Consider the following 17,314-nt stretch of genomic DNA (forward strand, 5'->3'; position numbering starts at 1 on the left):
ATGAGGAAATTTATTTTTAACCTACTTGTGTTTGTGGTGCTTATGGTACTGCTGGCCTTTGCAATGAACCGCAATTACTTTCCCACAAAAGCAATGGGTAGCGACGGGTACATCGGTGCTATGGTTGACAAACACACTTACGCCGAAAAAATGAAGTCGCCGCGTATTATTTTTGTTGGGGGGGCTAACGTTGCGTTTGGCATTGATAGCAAAGCCATTGCGGCCGCAACCGGCTTGCCCGTTGTAAATATGGGGCTAAACGCCAGCTTCGGGCTCGATTTTATGCTGAACGAAGCCAAAGCGATTGCCCGCCCAAAAGATATTATTATTATCTCTCCGGAGTATTTCCTATCTGTTGACGGCGATTATAAATTTAAAAAAGAAGCTGAACGCATGTATCCTCCAGCCGGCAAATACTTTAATCACACTCCGAGCCAGTTTCTGCACGATTTTTTTATCGACGACTTGCAACATAATTTCTTCATTACCTTCTCTAACCTTACCGGCCACCCCACTCGCAAATTCCCAACCAACGTGGTTTATTCCCGCACTTCATTTAACGAGAATGGGGATGTGGTACGCAATTTCGACCCTCACCCCTCGCATGAATTTTTGAAAAAAGTTGTTATTGATTATCAAAAAAACCTTGATATAGCACCTCTAAATAGCTTTAAAGAATTTGCAGATACACACCATATCAAAACCTATTTTTTATATCCCTGCCTTGATGAGCAAATCTACAAATCAAGAATTAAGGTAATAGAGGCAATTCACCGGGATTTTAAGAAAGAAATGAAGATAGAACTACTAAACACGCCCGAAGATTCGGTTTTTCCAGATAGCTTATTTTACGATACGGAATATCATCTTACTTTAAAAGGCAAGCAATTGCGTGGCGAAAAAATAATCCGTTTACTAAAAGGCAAGATGATAATTGCTTCTAACTGATAGATGCTTGTTTATTCAATAACCCATTTGTTTTTATTACAGTGGTAACACTTGTATCGTTTTAAAGGCAACCAAAATAGGATTGTTTTTGCAATGACATTTCTTGGTATACGCTGTTGATTAAATTGATTGGTTAACCCGCAAGGACATAAAGTCTTTGAATATTCGGGTTTGGCGTTATCTGCAGCCATAGTTTAAAGTTATTTAGTAGGGGTAACGTAGTCTAAAATCATAAGTTACTTATTGCTAATATACGTTTTTTTAATGATCGAGCCGACAGTATAATTTAATCGAGATAGAGAATTTAATAATTAATTATTAGAAAAATAATTATAATATTAAATATTTCCATTTATATTGCTTTCGAATCGCGGATATAGTAAGCCGTTATTTCCTTAACCTTATTACTCATGAAAAAAATTCTATTAATTGCATTATTGGTTTCCGTATTGGTACAGGCAAAAGCACAATGGGCTGGCAATACCACCACTATCTATAACACAAATACGGGTAATGTAGGTATTGGAACAAGTACCCCATCAGCCACGTTAAACGTAGACCCCAAAGGTGGGGGCGGGATTACAATCGGTAATCCAAGTGTATTCAATGGTGGTTGGACGTCTCTGCAATTAGGTATCTCGGCAAGTCAGAATGGTTATGCATCAATTCAAGTGGTTAAAAGTTCCGGAACCAGTATGGGAGATCTTATTCTGGCACCCTCAGCCGGAAATGTTGGTATAAAAACTACAACGCCTACTGAGGTTCTCGACGTTAACGGAAATCCTGTTGTTGGTACGCTGCCCGAACGGCTTTCATTAGCCAGTATGGGAATTGGGTTTAACAGAAAAGTTGCGACGGGTGGTATTTATGATAATACGCATTCCGCATTTCAATTTACACATAAATTTACTGCATCGCCTGCCGCGGATTACTTAGCATTCGAAGTTTACAATCCTTCCGGAACGAATGTAAATCCTTTAGCTTTAACCATTAATAATACTGCTCAAATTGGAGTTAATACTGCTTACGTACCCGCCGGGTTTCAATTTGCAGTTAACGGAAGTGCAATAGCTACCGCTATAACAGTCAAATTGAGGTCTAATTGGCCCGACTATGTCTTCAAAAAGGCGTACCAACTGCCCACTCTATCCTATATCAAAACCTACATTGATCAAAATCATCATTTGCCGGAAATGCCTTCGGCTAAGGATGTGGAGGCTAATGGTATGGATGTAGGTGAGATGAACACACTATTGTTGAAAAAGGTGGAAGAGCTGACGCTGTATTTGATTGAGAAGGATAAGGAAATGGGCAGGCAGCAGGAGCAAATCAATCAAATTAAACGTGCCCAGCAAAGACAACTAAATTTATTGAAAAAAGCAGTAACACAATTGTCAAAAAGTAACCGGTAAAAATCCACTCCGCCTTTAAGTAAAAATCTATGAAGTTTAATCGATCTTCCAAAGAGTTTTTGGTGCTATTTATTGCCTTGATGATACCGTTTGTGAGCAAGTCACAGGTTGACAAATCTTTGGAAAATTTAAGAAACCTTATGCCACCGTCTCCAAACGCCTCAAGCCTGGGGAGGTATTCGGAATGGCCGGTGAGCCTTTACACCGGAGTTCCAAATATCAGTATTCCTATTTATGAAGTAAAAGGCCGAAGCATTAAACTTCCGATAGATATTTCTTATCATGCATCAGGCAATCGCGTAGGCGATATTGCGTCCTGGGTTGGTTTAGGATGGAATTTAAATGCAGGAGGAATGATCAGTCGTTCGGTGCGAAATCTGCCAGACGAAGATTCTTACTTCAGTTACGCAAACAACTACACCAATCCAAATGACTTCACAACAAATACTGCAACAGCAGAATTGTACAAAAAGCACCGTACGGATGCAGCTGATAACAACGGGGATAGTCAACAGGATATTTACACCTTAAGCGCTATGGGAAAATCTTATCGCTTGTTATTGAAAGCAGACGGTTCCGTAACAACGATGCCTTACAGTAATTTAAAGATCACCTATAGCATGGCCAGCTCCTGGACGGTAATCATGGAAGACGGTACCACATTGTTGTTTGGCGGCGCCGGCGGCACTGAGAGCAACAATAATACCCGATACGGCAACAATGCCGGAGGGATAGCCTATAATTCTTCATGGCTTTTAAAAACAATTACATCTCCGGTGGGGGAAATAGTCAACTTTAGTTATTCATCTAAAAATATAACACAAGACACGCACTTTACTGAAAGTGACGCCATAGAATATAAAACCGGAGATAATAGCAATGGTCAAGGAGGCTGCTCTATCATCACCAACACAAGTCGGGCTTCAAAAGCCGAAGAACAACAGGTTACCGTTTTGTCCCTTACAACAATTGAGACTGATTTAACAAGGGTAGAATTTATACCTTCAACCATCCCTAGAACAGACCTTAATGGTGGCGTGGCTCTATCGGAAATAAAAGTATTTTCAAAATTTGCTGGAAAATACATCGATGATTATCTTTTTAATTACACTTTTTCTCAGGCTAGCTTAACAATAGGCAATGAATACACAGGCAGTACGGCTGATCCATCTTACTTCCGAAGTCGACTTCGCTTAGTAAGTTTAAAGCGACAAGCGCCAGACAATTCAGCATTTCAACTTTGGTCTTTTCAATACAATCCTTTGAACCTTCCATCCAGGCGTTCTTACGCACAGGATCATATGGGGTATTACAATGGCGCTACTTCAAATACGACACTTTTACCCGCTGTATTTTTTGCACTACCCGGCTCCAGTTTCTGGACAGCCTCCTTTCAATACTCGGCCGGCTTCGTACCAAGCACCAATCATTTGATTGGCGGGAAACGCATTTTTAATGGTGATTATATGCAGGCTGAAATGCTTACAAAGATTATCTATCCAACAGGTGGAAGCACCCAATTTAATTACGAACCGAACAGTATTCCTGTTACTACTGAACAGTTCACTGATTTTCCGTTGAACTCCGTCTTAAATGTGACCCCTTCACAACAAACAACCACGCAAAGTTCCACATTCACGATAACGAAACCCCAATACGTAGAATTGCTTCTAACCGGAAATATCAGTTCCGAGATTATGGCAGGCCAGCCAGGAGCAAAAGTAAATGCACAAATAATAGCCTCCAATGGAACGGTTATAGGAAGCTTGCAATCTTCCGGTAGTAGTTATTCGGGCGACACCTATTTCAGCCTGTTAAATTCGGGTATTTACACTCTTAAAATTTTTACGAATGTACCTGCAACAGATGTCACTAATTCTAACGACCATGTTTATATCAGTTCAACGGTTAACTATTCTAAATCGCTTGGACAGCAAAGTTTCAACCAGATGGTTGGAGGGCTCAGGATCAAAAGCATACTCAACTATGACGGAGTTAATCCGCAGCCGATTAACGACAGGTATTTCACGTACGCCGATGCTTTTGTCATTAGCCCCATCGATTCTTTAAACGATTATTTGACAGCACAGGATAAAATGACCGTCAGTCCGTCAACTGCATCGTGTAATTACAGACGCATAACAAGAAATACTTCTACTAAATATTCATTAGGGTCTATTCAGGGAGGAATTATTGGCTATGGAACGGTAACGACCCAATATGGACTAAATGGAAGCAATGGAAAATCGATATCTCAATTTAGCAATGAATCTGACAACGGGACTTTAAATGCGAGCTTATTTCCTTATCCACCTACTGATCCCCGCGAATGGCGAAGGGGGCTGTTACTTAACCAAACTGATTACAGCACTACTCAAAAGGTGAAAGAGATTACCAACAATTATTCGTTTCAATTTAAAACACAGGTTATCAACTTTGCATCGGGTTATTCTATTTTATACGATCCTTCTCTTTGCACAACAATTTACCATTACTGTGGTGTCAATGCCCCTCCATTTAATATCTCTTCCGAGCAGGTGTTTCTTAACAACTCCACCGAAACCGCCTACAATTCCATAGGGACAGGCTCAACGTCAACAAGCACAAATTACTTTTACGATAGTCCGCAAAACACGAAGGCGGTCAGAATAGAAACGACAAACAGTAAAGGCGAAACGCTCAAACAATACAATCGAACCGCCCTGGAACTCGCTGATATTAATGCCAGCATCCCGCTGACAACATCGGCTACTTCAGCGATAAATACAATGCTCAGCCGCAATATAGTGGCCGTTCCGGTCGAATCAGAAACATATAATGGCAACTCTATTGTCAGTAAGCTGCTCATCAACTACCAAACATCGTCTAACAATATCGTTCCGCTCGAAATAGTGAGTCAGGATGGAACTAATCCAACCCAAAGCCGTCTTCTTTTGCCAAACTATGATACTTACGGAAATCTGCTCGACCAACAAAAGACTGCGGGTCCGGTTGCAAGCTACCATTGGGGTTACAGCAATCAATATCCTATCGCATCAGCTGTAAATGCTTCAAGCACAGAGTTTTATTTCGAAGGATTTGAAGAGAATGCAGCAACTGGTACGGTTGCGGGGCTTTCTCATACCGGCGCTAAATACAACACGACCGCAACCGTCAGTTGGACGAAGCCCAATAGCCGGACATATATAATCAGTTACTGGTATTTAGCAGGGGGAGTGTGGAAGTTTTCCGGCGAACAGCCCTATATATCAAATTCCTTTTCAATGCAGGCTGCCAGTGGCTATGATGATATACGGATCTACCCATCCGATGCGCAATTATCAACATATACATATGAGCCGTTGATTGGTATGACCACAGCAACCGATCCGAAGGGCCTAACTACCTATTACGAGTACGATAGTTTCTTACGGTTGATCAATGTTAAGGACCAAAATGGCAATATCGTTAAGCATACCGATTACCATTACAAGGGGCAATAAGCCATCCGTTTACGTAAAACCTAACCCAGCATGTTATTCAAACATATTCTTAAGGTAAATAAAGCCTGGCAAATAGCCTTGCCCTGCCTGCTTTTGCTATTTACTTTTACCGCAGAAGCGCAATATATTGCCAGCCCCGCACAGTTAAATACACCGGCAACAGTAGCAGGGAATTTCTATAACGAAACCAGCATAACGCTTATGCCCGGCTATGAGGCAACGGCCACCAGTACAAATACCTATTTGTATTACATCTCTAATATTTTATGTGTTCCGCTCGCCGCAACCCCAAGTGCAGACCAGAATTATATCCGTACTACCATGCCAAGATTGGCAGGTATCAGTCCCCTGTCGACCGGGTTAACCACTTGCGAGGCGATGCAGACCATTCAGTATTTCGATGGACTAGGCAGGCCTTTGCAAACTGTGCAGGTAAGAGGCAATTTTGACGGAACAAAAGATATCATACAACCTGTCGTTTATGATGCCTACGGGCGGGAAGCCACCAAGTACCTGCCCTATGCCGAGGGCGTGGCGGTATCCGGCACCTACCGGGCCAACGCACTGAGCACCGGAGCAGGCGTGGCAAACTTTTATTTCCCGTTAAGCACGGCCACCCCGGGCAGCCAGCAAAGTAATGGCATTGTAAACAATCCGTACCCGTTTGCCCAAACGGGATTTGAAGCGTCTCCGTTGAACCGGGTAGTAGAACAGGGGGCACAGGGTGGACCCTGGCAATTAGGAACGCATACCATACAAATGGTTTATGGTACTAACAACCAAAGCCCTTTTAGCGGCACCCCTATAGTTGATAACCCCGGGAGCCAGAAAGTGGTACTTTATACCATAACCATAAATCCTAATTATAGCCGTAATTTAGCTGTTGGCACTAACCCTGCGACGTATAATTCCAACGAATTGTATCTCAATATTGTTAAAGACGAAAACTGGCAAACCGGCGACGGCTGCCTGGCCACTACCGAAGAATACAAGGACAAAGACGGACATGTAGTATTGAAACGGACCTATAACCTGAATGCCGTTCTCAACCAGGTAGAAATGCTGAGCACGTATTACGTTTACGATAACCTGGGAAACCTTGCGTATGTGCTTCCGCCCAAAGCCAATCCGGATGCAGGGCTTACCACCGCCTCCAACCAAACCACGTTGAGTAACCTCTGCTACCAATACCAGTACGATGAACGGAACCGGCTGGTAAAGAAAAAACTACCGGGCAAGGACTGGGAGTTTATGGTTTATAACAAGCTGGATCAGGTAGCTGCCACCCAGGATGGCGTGCAGCGTAATAAATTCCCACAGGATTGGACGGTAACCAAATACGATGCGTTTGGCAGGGTCGTGATGACCGGTGTATTTCAGTATGGTGCAGCTGCCGGGTCGGATTTTAGCGGAGATATACAAACACAGGTAAACGCTGCAACGCTATGGGAAACAGCTACCGGCAGTTCGGCCAACAACGGCTACACCATGACCAGCTTTCCAACAACAGCATTAAGCGCAACACTCAGCGTGATGTATTACGATGACTACCGTTTCGACGGCAGTAACCCCTATCCCTTTGCCGGGGGCAGCAACCAAACCAAAGGATTGCTTACCGGCGCCAAGATCAATGTACTAGGTACAGCGAATATGCTATGGAGCGTTAATTATTATGATGCGAAAGGCAGGAATACCAGAACCTACAAACAGCATTATTTAGGGGGTACCATAAGCGTAAATGGCTACAATTATGACGAGATCTTCAGCGACTATAACGATTTTACAAGCGAACTAAAAGGTACAACGCGCAGCCATTATATCAGTATCAATGGAGGGCTAAATAAATCATCACCGGTGATCATTGCCACCCGTTATGAGTACGATCATATGGGCAGAAGGATCAACTCGTTCCAGGCGACAGGGGCCGAGGGCGCGACCGAAGTGCAGCTGTCAAAAAGCGATTATAACGAAATAGGGCAGCTGAAGGCAAAGCATTTGCATAGCATTGCCGGTTCGCCGTTTAAACAGGATATCGTTTACGGGTATAACGAGCGGGGCTGGCTGAGTAAAATAAACGAGCCGGCGAGCGCACTAACTGCCACGCAGATGTTCGCAGAACAGCTAAACTATAATAACCCTGTGTATGGAGCTACTGCCCAATATAACGGCAATATAGCCGAGCAGGCTTACGCGGTTTATAATTCGCTCTCCCCCGGAACGCAAACGGTAAAATACACCTATGATAAACTTAACAGGCTTACCGCCGGCCTGAGCAGTTCCACTTTTAGCGAAACGGGCATTACCTACGACCTCAATGGAAACATTAACGCGTTGACCCGGGCCAATAATGGCAGTTTAACCTACCAGTATACCGGCAACCAGTTAACAACCTTAACGGGTTACAAATCAGGAAGCTACGCATACGACCTCAATGGCAATGCCACAACGGACGGCATCCGTAACAACGCTTCGCTAACCTACAATTTGCTTAACCTTCCGCAAACGGTAACCGCCGCAGCTATAGTAAGCCCTGCAACACCCGCTATAAATCTCACCTACACCTATGATGCTACCGGTCAGAAACTCAGGAAAGTAAGCAGCGGTTCGGTAACGGAATATATTAGTGGCATTCAGTATAAAACGGATGGCACCATTGACTTTATCCAGACAGAAGAGGGACGGGCCATGCGAAGCGGCACAGTTTATAATTATGAATACACGCTTACCGACCATTTGGGGAACAACCGGGTTACTTTCGATACCCAAAGCGGCACGGCTAACAAAGTTGGAGAAGACGATTATTATCCCTTCGGTTTAAACGAGCATCGCTTAGCAAATGCCGCAAATAAGTATCTTTACAATAAAAAGGAGCTACAGGAAGAATTAAACGAGTACGATTATGGCGCGCGGTTCTATGATCCGGTGATTGGGAGGTGGGGAGCGATAGATCCACTTGCAGAAAAAGACCGTAGATGGAGTCCTTATAGTTACGGACATAACAATCCGATCAGCCATATTGATGTGGACGGGATGTTCGATTGGGTTCAGCTATCAGGTGCTGGTGATAATACACCATTTTGGGATGAAAGTGTACATAGTACAGCGGATGCACAAGCAAAATATGGAGCAAATGCTGTTGATGCCAGCGGCCAAACGCTATCGGATCCAAATACAGGATATCAATATTATTTTGGCTACTCCAGCAGCGATTGGAGTATTCAAATGAATAAAGCCAAACAAACCCCGTTTGAGCAAACTTGGGGTGCTTTTCAAAAAGGTGTAAGTGATAATTCCCGTGGCCTAGCAATGGCAGAAGGTGTTGCTACTGCAACTGCTATGATAGCTGCCCCTGGTGCAGGAGCAGCGGCAGGCGAAGGGTTTATTTCCAAAGTAATATCAAAGCTTTTTGGAAAAGTAGGCTCTGAAGCATCTAGCTCTTTAGTTCCAATGGCTCAAGAAACCTTTCAGCAAGCATTATTTAAAGAATCTGTTGGTGGAGCAGAAGTCATTGGAAATTATACGATAAATGGAACGAAAGGGTTGGTTGGAAATGTTTTCAACAGAAATATATTTGAATTATCGACACCTCGAGCAATGAAAAGTCTTTCTGGGTTAAGGTCATTAGTAGGAAGTATGGAGTCTGAAGCATTAAATGCAGGGGCAAACAAGATTTCTATCTATGGTTCTTCGGTTGTTAATAGCGGTTTTTTGAATCCAGCCGTAGCTGCTCGATTCGGTTATACGTTTGAACAATCGGGAAGTGGAATTTTTTTACAAAAAATGTTGGTGCCTTAAATGAATACAAAAGATAAATCATCAGTATTATTATCAATTTTCTTAAGGAAAGGCGGGGAAGGGCTATTTACAAAGGTTGTTAATGAAAAAAACAAGCATTTATATCAAGAAATAAACAAATATCTTGAAAATGTGGAACGGCTTTTAATAATTTATTTTAACGATAGTAACAACTGGGTTGGGATAACGAATGAACGAATTATTTTTGCCGATAACGGCCACATATCCGACATTTTTCATTCCGCTATAAAAGAAGTTAGAATGGGATTAAATGAGGAGGCTAAAAAAGGTATTATGGATAAAACTCTTTTCACTTTAATTAAAGTAAAAACTACAGATAATAAAACGTATCTTCTGACATTAGAAAAGGGTATGGGCTTTCAAGGGTTTTTCCAAGTTCTACATTTTTTAGCTGGTTAACCCGCCCCGCCCGGTCAGGCATCCCCGCCTAACTTTAAAAGTTGGCAGCGTCCACGCTGGCGGGTATGAGTAAATAATCTTATTGCCCACGGCTTGTATATGCTCCTGTACTGATAAATATTGTAGCTTCCACGGAGCCTGCTTTAACCGGTAAATGAGCGCAAACATTTAGGTGCCTTTATGTTAACCTTGTGAAATATTAACATATTAGTTATCAAATAGTTATAAAACTAAATATTGTTTTTTGTTAACCTTTGTTACCCCCCCCGCCAGGTCAGGCCTCCCACGCCTAACTGTAAATATTTGTCAGCGTGGACGCCCTAGCCGTTAACTTAAGGATTTTTCGAAAAGTTTTTACCCGCCCGGTCAGGCGTCCCCCGCCTGACTGTAAATGTTTGTCAGCGTCCACGTTGGCGGGTGTCACTCATTTGGGCAACCTTTACTATGGGGTGCTGATACAAGTGCCGGGATAATGGTTAATTATCTTACAAACAGCTGTGCGTTGCCGGGTGGAGTTGATGGAAAAAAGGCGAGAATTAGAAAAACACAGAATATCCTGTATAAAACACAGAAAAGATAGATTTTTTGCAGATTTCCTCCGATTTCCTCGGATTTTCAGAATTCGCGTTTCAGGTGTACAGAATTGTACGAAACTGTGTGAATTTACAATTTGCGCTAAAATTGTGCAGGTTGTACAGAAAACAAAATGTTGTACACCTGTAAAGACGGTGTAGTTTCGCCTCGCGTAAATGTGCAGCGCGGGCCAAAAGAGGTGGGGCACTCCTGGGCCGTAGGGTGTACCCTCGGTAACCGGTTTAGATAAAAAGATTGTGGCACCATCTAAGCCTGCTTTAACCGGTAAATAATCAGAAACATTTAGGTGTGTTCAGCAAGAGCAAATAGTATCTTTTTATGTTAACCCTGTAAAATATTAACATATTGATTATCAAATACTTAAAAAAATAAACGCTGTTTTGTGTTAACCTTTGTTAACCCAATTCCTGGTTTCGGGCAGGCTTAATGCTGTTGATTTGTTTACTGAAAGCTATTACTCATCTGGAACAGCGGCAGATACATAGAGATAAGAATAAGCCCAACGATCAACCCTAAAAAGATAATGATCAGAGGTTCCATAACACTACTGAGCGTTGCCGTTTTGTACTCTATTTCTTCGATGTATTGCTCGGAGATCCTGGCGAAGAAGTAGTCGAGCTGGTTAGTTTCTTCACCCACCTTTAACAATTGGATCATCTTGGCCGGGTAAATGCCAAATTGCTGGAGGCTTTGATGTAAAGAGCGTCCGTTCATGATATCATCTTCTACCTTTTGTAGCGAGGATTCGATAGGATAGTAGCCGATCATTTGTCTGCTCAGCGCGATAGCCCTAAGCAGGGGGAGCCTGGCATTGATGAGCAGCCGCATAGAATTACAAAACCTGGCCAGGTAAACTTTTTGGATAAGGTTACCAATAACCGGGATACGCATCAATACTTTTGATGCGATTTTTCTGAATTGCTCGGTCTTACGGGTATATAAGATACCTGCTATTATTAAACAAATTACGATCGCAAAACGCCAGAAGTTGTTTTCCATGGCTTGGGAAATGCCGATGATCTTTTCGGTGATCCAGGGCAACTTACCGCCAAAGCGTTTAAACACATCGCCAAACATGGGCACAACAAACTTCAGCATAAAAAATACAGCACCCAGAGAGGTAGAAAGTACCACTACCGGGTAGGTAAGTGCCCCAACAATTTTGCGGCGTTGTTTGATCTTGTTCTGGTAGAATTTGGCCAGATCCTGTAACACCTCGGTCATTTTGCCGGTTTCCTCGCCTATCTGCAAACTGTATACTTCGTATAAGGAAAAGCGCCCCGTCTCTTTTAGTGCCTGTGAAAAAGCAGTGCCTTTAAGCACCAGACCTTGTATCGTTTTAAAAAGTTGTTTGTCTTTTTCGTTCTGCTGGTCGGCAGTTATCAGCTCAAAAGCGTCTTTAAAGTTTATGCCCGCTATTAATAACGAACTCAGTTCCAGGTATAAATATTCCTTCTTTTTATCTTTAAGTTCCTTGCTTCCAAATGAAATATCTTTATTCAGCATGGCCAACAACCCACCTTCATTTAGAGTGGGGGCAGCAGGCTTTGCAACCTTCTTTTTGTCGTATTGGCGGAGGTCAATTGAGGGCATCGGTATTGCGTTTTACCAGGTCGGCAGAGCTGTATTGCTTATGGTAATGATACGGAATTTTTTCGCCCTGGTAAAATACGGTGATTGAAAGATCATCAACCAGGCTGTCTGTCGAAGTTGCGGCCCCTTCAAAGGAACCGGTCATTTGCTGTGTGCTGACTTTAAAAGTGTCGGTTCTAATCTGCGTCCGTAGCGTATAATCCGGTGTTATTTGATAGCTAATTGTGCCGTTGGTATCGGTCATGAATAATCCCTCTTCGGTTTTCAGAATAATTCCGGAATGGGCAAAATCTTTTCTGAGGAGCTTGTCCAGTTGCAGAAATACCTGCATGTCATCGTTTTTACGGCTGAAAGAAATGTAAGATTTGCTAATTATATTATAAGTGGCGTACGTGATGCCGATGAGAATGGCCGCCAGCAGCATGGTAATGGTTACCTCCATAATGGTAAAAGCTTTGAGTTGATGCTTAGTCATGGGCGATGATTAGTTGCTGAACTTTTGCTACCGTATCGCGGTTAATGTCTAAGGCCACCAAAGTAAACTGCATTAAGCGGCCACTTCCGTTTACAGGCAGGGCCTCTTGCTGAATACTAAAACCGTCCACCTCAAAAGACCGGTTTTCGTACTGTTTGGATTGATTGGCAGCCAGCAATGTCTCCTGTAAAATAGCCTCTGCCTTTATTTTTTTACCCGAGAGCGAAAATCGGAGCACGTTGGTATAGATCATCATGGCTATACCAAATACGATGACGATAATTACCATGGCAATTACAACTTCCAGGATACTGGATGCAGGCAGCTTGCTACTTAGTTTTAGTTGCCTTCTATCCATTGCAATACTTTTTTTGTTTTAGACGCAGCAGGGAATAATGAACCGCTCAGGTAATGAGGCGAAACTTTGCGGGAGTTGATCTCGAGGTTGATCAAGTAGTTTTCGTAAGCAGAATAACTATTTTGGTATAAAAAGCGATTGGCTGAAACACTTCCATAAATTTTAACCCCATCTTTTAGGGATAGTGTGCCCTGGGAATATACCTGGCCATACACAATTACGTTTTTATCGAGGCTAATGATGATGGGTACCTCGCTCTTTTCTTTATCGTAGCTAAAGATCACACCGCTTATTTGTGAAGCGTTGCCAACAAATAGTTTGGGCGGGGTAGCCACTTTTTCATTTTTGGTGCGAATGATGCCGATAGCCGACGGATATTCCAGATGGCAACGTGGTTCGATACGGATAGAGTCGGTTGCGAAAAGCTGACAATTGCCTTTAAAACCGCTTTTGATAACAATAGCCCTGGCGAATACCATGGTGTTGTTTAGTGTAGCTGTACTGTCAATGGTTAAGGTAGTGTCAGCGTAGAGGATAATGTTCCCATTGATTTTGATATCAGCAATAGCCGCAGCTTTCTTGGGCAGATTGATAACTCTCGTTGGGTTTAAAAATGAATTGTAAACCGAATCCCCCCTAAAAGCAGTTGCTCTGCCGGTTGAATCGGTAAAGTGCGAAAGCAGTTCATCTATCTGTGACGGGTTTAAAGGTGGCAGGCTTTTTTCGCTGTTATACTGATGGCCTTTTACAAAATCTTTGTCACCCTCGTAGGCTTTATTATCCACATAGGCAGTACGTATGCCGGCTTTAGGAATGTAAACATTTCCGGATATGGATGTTTTACCGCTAACAGAAAGCGGTCGGTCTTCATCGATCAGATAAAGCGCCGCCCATTTAGCGGAATCGATGCTGTTGGCAATCGAAAAGGTTTTAAATAAAGTGTCGTGCTGGATAAAAGCCTGGCAGGTTGCCATTTCGTAAACGCCCCATTGTCGCCGGGTGATCGTTACAGAATCTTCGGGGTTGTTAAACAAACTGAATGTCTTGTTTTGGGTAGAACCTTCTGATCCGGCTAAGAGATAATTGATGCCGGAGGTAAGGTTGTTTTGAAGCCTGTCGTACCTGAATTTCTTTTGGTATTCCTCCCTGTAAAAATAAGCGGTGGCCACAAGTGCAGAACAAAGCACGGCTATCACCAGCGCAATAATGATCACGATATACAGGGCCGATGCTTTGATCATTATGGTTTGGTTGCAGCCTCTTTGTTTTTCTTTTTGAAAATGTTGATCCTTTTTAAAAATGGTCGGGTGTCAGGGTTTATATGCCCATCTTTATATTTCACGATGTGGACTGAATCTTTGTTCACATAAAACTTAATAGGCCCGTTCAATAAATCATTACGATAATGCCCCGACTGGCTTACCAGGCTGGAATCGTTGTACAATGCGTATTTGCCGGCTTTTACGCCATTATGCCAGGTAATGCTGCTCACTAACCTGCCGCCTGTGGCCCAGCTCTTCCATACGCCGTCTTTAAGGCCGGCTTTGAATCGCCCTTCTTCTTTCAAGTTTTTATCCAGGTAAAATTCTTTGTAGCTGCCGTTCAACAGTTTTCCGCTAAAGCCGCCCTGGGTTTGATGAACGGTGTTAGCGCCGTACCAATAGTACGTCTTATCCGGCGAAACATCCGGCTGGCTGGTTACGGGTATAGTTTCGAACAACAGGGTTTTATCTTCGAGATAGATATGCACTCTATTAATTCCGTAATCCGGCATCTTCTGGGCAAACGCTATGTTGGTTATAAAACAAAAAGCGAGTAATATTTTATTCATTTTGTTTAGCTTCGGGTAATAAATTTTGATTTATTCCTGTAAAGTATCTTTACCGAATCGCGCAGGTTTTTAAGCAGCTTCACTTCGTCTGCACTTTCACCCTCTGCCAACATCACGCTTTTTCCGTTGATCGTTAAAATGGCGATCATCTTTTTTGATCCCGGATTGGCAATGAACCCGGCATATTTTACAAAGCCCCAATTAATTTCGGGTTTGGGAAGGGTTATCGCACGGCTAAGTTTAGATGGGGTAATTTTAGCATTAACCGTATCTCGAAATTTTACCAGGCCGAAGGGATCCCGGTAGTTCAGTAATAGGTGCGAGGTATCTGGTTTGATTTGATAATCGTTGTAGGCTTCTTTTTTTGTCACTTGTTGTGTAGGAGCAACCATTTCATCATCTCCCGATGCCGCATCAAAAACACGGTACAAGATAAGCCCCCAAACCGCTGCCACAGCTACAATCAAAACATACGTCAACTTTTTGTTTTTCATAGTCCTACTGTAAAACGAAGCTTCTCATAACGCTGGCTTCTCCTTCATTGCCGGCCTGGTCGATAGCAGACACTTTCCAGTAAACTTTATCACCCGGAAGTCCCAGGTTAAAGGAGTAGGAATTGGTATTCAATATCACCGGGAAGTTTTGATTGTAAACCGATGTCGAGTCACTTTTAAGTACGTAGAGTTTGTATTTAACCGCTGTACTTGCCGCCTGCCATTGGAGCGGTACCGGCGTAACTACTGTTTGACCGTTAGTAGGAGAAGTGAGGCTCACTTTTCCAGGTGGTGTTCGATCCAATGTGATTTGATAGATGCCCGACCATCTGGCATCTGCCGTATCATTTTGCGCGCGGACCCGCCATTGATAAGTTTGATCTTTTGGCAGCGTGAAACTAATTTGCTGGCCGGGTACCGTTTGGTTATAAACCAAAGCATTTTCGTTAATAAAATTATTGGTATCGATCTCAAATTGGTATTTCGTAGCACCGAATAAACTGCCCCATTGGAAGACGTTTGCGCCCTGATTGGTTACGGCATTATTTCCGGGTGAAGTCAGCTGTACTGCCTGGGTCTTGATGGTAGATTGCAAAACTATAAAACTGCGCGGCAAGCTGTAACCGCTTTGGGAACTTCCGTTTTCCGCCCTAACCCGCCATTGGTATTCCCCTGGATCAAGGTTCAATGAAAATTTGTTGCCAGCAACTAAAGTATCTGCAATCAAACTTCCGGGCGAGCCGAAGTTTGGAGTCACTACCTGGAGCCGGTATCCTAAAGCATCATCCATCTCATCCCACCAAAAGTTGATGTTGTATTTAGTACTTTGATATAGGTCTGTTGGAACTTGTAAGTTAATTTGTCTTTTTGACAGGGATGGCTCTATAAACTCTTTGCAGGAGCAAATAATTATGGCTATAAAGCATAAAAGTCCCCATCGAATATTAGATAATGGTTTAGATTTCATTATCTACTAAATTAAGATTATTCAGTGAAATCGTAACATTTTAGGAGAATAAAATAGTATGCTTATCATAGAGTCTTCCTCCATAAGTTTATATTTGATGTATTTTGTAGACAACCATGGTTATGGCAACCCAATTAGCTCAAAGCAAGCCATGTTTTGGTCGGACCAAAACGCTTGCAGGGACACCCGGGCCCGGTAAGCGGCAGCAGTTAATTCTAAAGTTGAAAACATAGAACCGATACTTAGGAAAGCAATTACAAAATTGACACAGATGGACATAATCTATTCAAAATCAATAAGTTCTGAGGAGCGGGAATTAATTGGTTCGATGTACCCCCAAAAATTCACTTTCGAGGAATTGCAACATCGAACCGCTTTTACAAGTGAATTATATTCTTGTATCTACTTGATTAACAGCAAAATATCGGGTAAAAAAGAAGGGCAAGCGACCGATTTTTCGTGCTTGCCCATTCTGGCTCCCCAAACATGGGCTCGAACCTTTACAATAAACTCGTTATTTCTTTCAAATTTCCCAGAAAATGGTTCGAAAAACGTCCAACAGGGTTCACGTCTATATGCGACCCCTTTTGGACGTTTTTCGAACCAATTTATAAATGAATTAAAGGTAGTAGCTGGTTTTACTTAAATGGTTCGAGCCCAGTTTGGCGGACATGTAAATTTTGTCTTATTTGAAATAGTCAAATAAGAGCAAGCCATTGTTGACGCTGCATTTGTGGTTTTAAACAATGGCTTTAAATGATTTTTAATTATTCATCAAATGTGTCAGTCTACTTAACAAAAGCTTGGATAGTCTCATTCTGGAGATTCTGATGAACCAGACCACCTGATTCCGGGGCAAGCTGACCACCAATTCCGGGGCAAACTGACCAGGGGATTCCGGGACAAACTGACCACCCTCGACGTGTAGCAAATGCTGTAGAAGCA

General features: G+C 42.7%; 13 protein-coding genes. 6 read left to right on the plus strand and 7 right to left on the minus strand.

Annotation, left to right across the window (positions count from 1 at the left end):
* From ABIX36_RS20310 to ABIX36_RS20330, 5 genes are all read left to right on the plus strand, one after another.
* Positions 1 to 948: a hypothetical protein gene (locus tag ABIX36_RS20310; protein ID WP_348084001.1), complete on the plus strand. Its 948-nt coding sequence runs from the start codon at positions 1 to 3 to the stop codon at positions 946 to 948.
* Between the two features lie 410 nt (positions 949 to 1,358).
* Positions 1,359 to 2,360: a hypothetical protein gene (locus ABIX36_RS20315; RefSeq protein ID WP_348084002.1), complete on the plus strand. Its 1,002-nt coding sequence runs from the start codon at positions 1,359 to 1,361 to the stop codon at positions 2,358 to 2,360.
* A 29-nt stretch (positions 2,361 to 2,389) separates the two neighbouring features.
* Positions 2,390 to 5,842 (plus strand): SpvB/TcaC N-terminal domain-containing protein, encoded by a 3,453-nt coding sequence (locus ABIX36_RS20320; RefSeq protein WP_348084003.1) that lies wholly within the window; start codon positions 2,390 to 2,392, stop codon positions 5,840 to 5,842.
* Between the two features lie 30 nt (positions 5,843 to 5,872).
* A complete protein-coding gene (locus ABIX36_RS20325) occupies positions 5,873 to 9,637 on the plus strand; it encodes a DUF6443 domain-containing protein (protein ID WP_348084004.1) in 3,765 nt (1,254 codons plus the stop codon).
* Positions 9,638 to 10,057 carry a hypothetical protein gene (locus ABIX36_RS20330; RefSeq protein WP_348084005.1) on the plus strand — a complete coding sequence of 140 codons (420 nt, stop codon included), beginning with the start codon at positions 9,638 to 9,640 and terminating at the stop codon, positions 10,055 to 10,057. It begins immediately after the preceding gene.
* A 1,035-nt stretch (positions 10,058 to 11,092) separates the two neighbouring features.
* On the opposite strand, the gene ABIX36_RS20335 is transcribed toward ABIX36_RS20330, so the two are convergent.
* From ABIX36_RS20335 to ABIX36_RS20365, 7 genes are read right to left on the minus strand one after another with little or no spacing between them, the layout of a single operon-like run.
* On the minus strand, positions 11,093 to 12,244 hold the full coding sequence (locus ABIX36_RS20335) for a type II secretion system F family protein (protein ID WP_348084006.1): 1,152 nt from the start codon (positions 12,242 to 12,244) through the stop codon (positions 11,093 to 11,095).
* Positions 12,231 to 12,719, minus strand: coding sequence for a hypothetical protein (locus tag ABIX36_RS20340; RefSeq protein WP_348084007.1), 489 nt, complete (start codon positions 12,717 to 12,719; stop codon positions 12,231 to 12,233). Before ABIX36_RS20340 ends, ABIX36_RS20335 begins: the two co-directional genes overlap by 14 nt.
* Positions 12,712 to 13,077, minus strand: a complete 366-nt coding sequence (locus tag ABIX36_RS20345) for a hypothetical protein (RefSeq protein WP_348084008.1) — start codon at positions 13,075 to 13,077, stop codon at positions 12,712 to 12,714. The genes ABIX36_RS20340 and ABIX36_RS20345 overlap by 8 nt, the downstream gene beginning before the upstream one ends.
* Positions 13,059 to 14,318, minus strand: a complete 1,260-nt coding sequence (locus ABIX36_RS20350; protein ID WP_348084009.1) for a hypothetical protein — start codon at positions 14,316 to 14,318, stop codon at positions 13,059 to 13,061. The genes ABIX36_RS20345 and ABIX36_RS20350 overlap by 19 nt, the downstream gene beginning before the upstream one ends.
* Entirely contained in the window at positions 14,318 to 14,908 is a 591-nt protein-coding gene (locus ABIX36_RS20355) for a hypothetical protein (RefSeq protein WP_348084010.1), read from the minus strand. The genes ABIX36_RS20350 and ABIX36_RS20355 overlap by 1 nt, the downstream gene beginning before the upstream one ends.
* 5 nt (positions 14,909 to 14,913) lie before the next feature.
* Positions 14,914 to 15,402: a hypothetical protein gene (locus ABIX36_RS20360; protein WP_348084011.1), complete on the minus strand. Its 489-nt coding sequence runs from the start codon at positions 15,400 to 15,402 to the stop codon at positions 14,914 to 14,916.
* A gap of 4 nt (positions 15,403 to 15,406) precedes the next feature.
* On the minus strand, positions 15,407 to 16,369 hold the full coding sequence (locus ABIX36_RS20365) for a hypothetical protein (RefSeq protein WP_348084012.1): 963 nt from the start codon (positions 16,367 to 16,369) through the stop codon (positions 15,407 to 15,409).
* A 271-nt stretch (positions 16,370 to 16,640) separates the two neighbouring features.
* Here ABIX36_RS20365 and ABIX36_RS20370 point away from each other — a divergent pair, with 271 nt between their 5' ends.
* Positions 16,641 to 17,015 (plus strand): hypothetical protein, encoded by a 375-nt coding sequence (locus ABIX36_RS20370; protein WP_348084013.1) that lies wholly within the window; start codon positions 16,641 to 16,643, stop codon positions 17,013 to 17,015.
* The last annotated feature ends 299 nt before the right edge of the window (positions 17,016 to 17,314 follow it).

Origin of the sequence: Mucilaginibacter sp. (assembly GCF_039925265.1) — a bacterium.
Classification (GTDB): domain Bacteria; phylum Bacteroidota; class Bacteroidia; order Sphingobacteriales; family Sphingobacteriaceae; genus Mucilaginibacter.

Coding starts and splice junctions, on each gene's coding strand:
- ABIX36_RS20310 (WP_348084001.1), top strand. CDS start 1: ATGAGGAAATTTATTTTTAACCTACTTGTGTTTGTGGTGCTTATGGTA.
- ABIX36_RS20315 (WP_348084002.1), top strand. CDS start 1,359: ATGAAAAAAATTCTATTAATTGCATTATTGGTTTCCGTATTGGTACAG.
- ABIX36_RS20320 (WP_348084003.1), top strand. CDS start 2,390: ATGAAGTTTAATCGATCTTCCAAAGAGTTTTTGGTGCTATTTATTGCC.
- ABIX36_RS20325 (WP_348084004.1), top strand. CDS start 5,873: ATGTTATTCAAACATATTCTTAAGGTAAATAAAGCCTGGCAAATAGCC.
- ABIX36_RS20330 (WP_348084005.1), top strand. CDS start 9,638: ATGAATACAAAAGATAAATCATCAGTATTATTATCAATTTTCTTAAGG.
- ABIX36_RS20335 (WP_348084006.1), bottom strand. CDS start 12,244: ATGCCCTCAATTGACCTCCGCCAATACGACAAAAAGAAGGTTGCAAAG.
- ABIX36_RS20340 (WP_348084007.1), bottom strand. CDS start 12,719: ATGACTAAGCATCAACTCAAAGCTTTTACCATTATGGAGGTAACCATT.
- ABIX36_RS20345 (WP_348084008.1), bottom strand. CDS start 13,077: ATGGATAGAAGGCAACTAAAACTAAGTAGCAAGCTGCCTGCATCCAGT.
- ABIX36_RS20350 (WP_348084009.1), bottom strand. CDS start 14,318: ATGATCAAAGCATCGGCCCTGTATATCGTGATCATTATTGCGCTGGTG.
- ABIX36_RS20355 (WP_348084010.1), bottom strand. CDS start 14,908: ATGAATAAAATATTACTCGCTTTTTGTTTTATAACCAACATAGCGTTT.
- ABIX36_RS20360 (WP_348084011.1), bottom strand. CDS start 15,402: ATGAAAAACAAAAAGTTGACGTATGTTTTGATTGTAGCTGTGGCAGCG.
- ABIX36_RS20365 (WP_348084012.1), bottom strand. CDS start 16,369: ATGAAATCTAAACCATTATCTAATATTCGATGGGGACTTTTATGCTTT.
- ABIX36_RS20370 (WP_348084013.1), top strand. CDS start 16,641: ATGGACATAATCTATTCAAAATCAATAAGTTCTGAGGAGCGGGAATTA.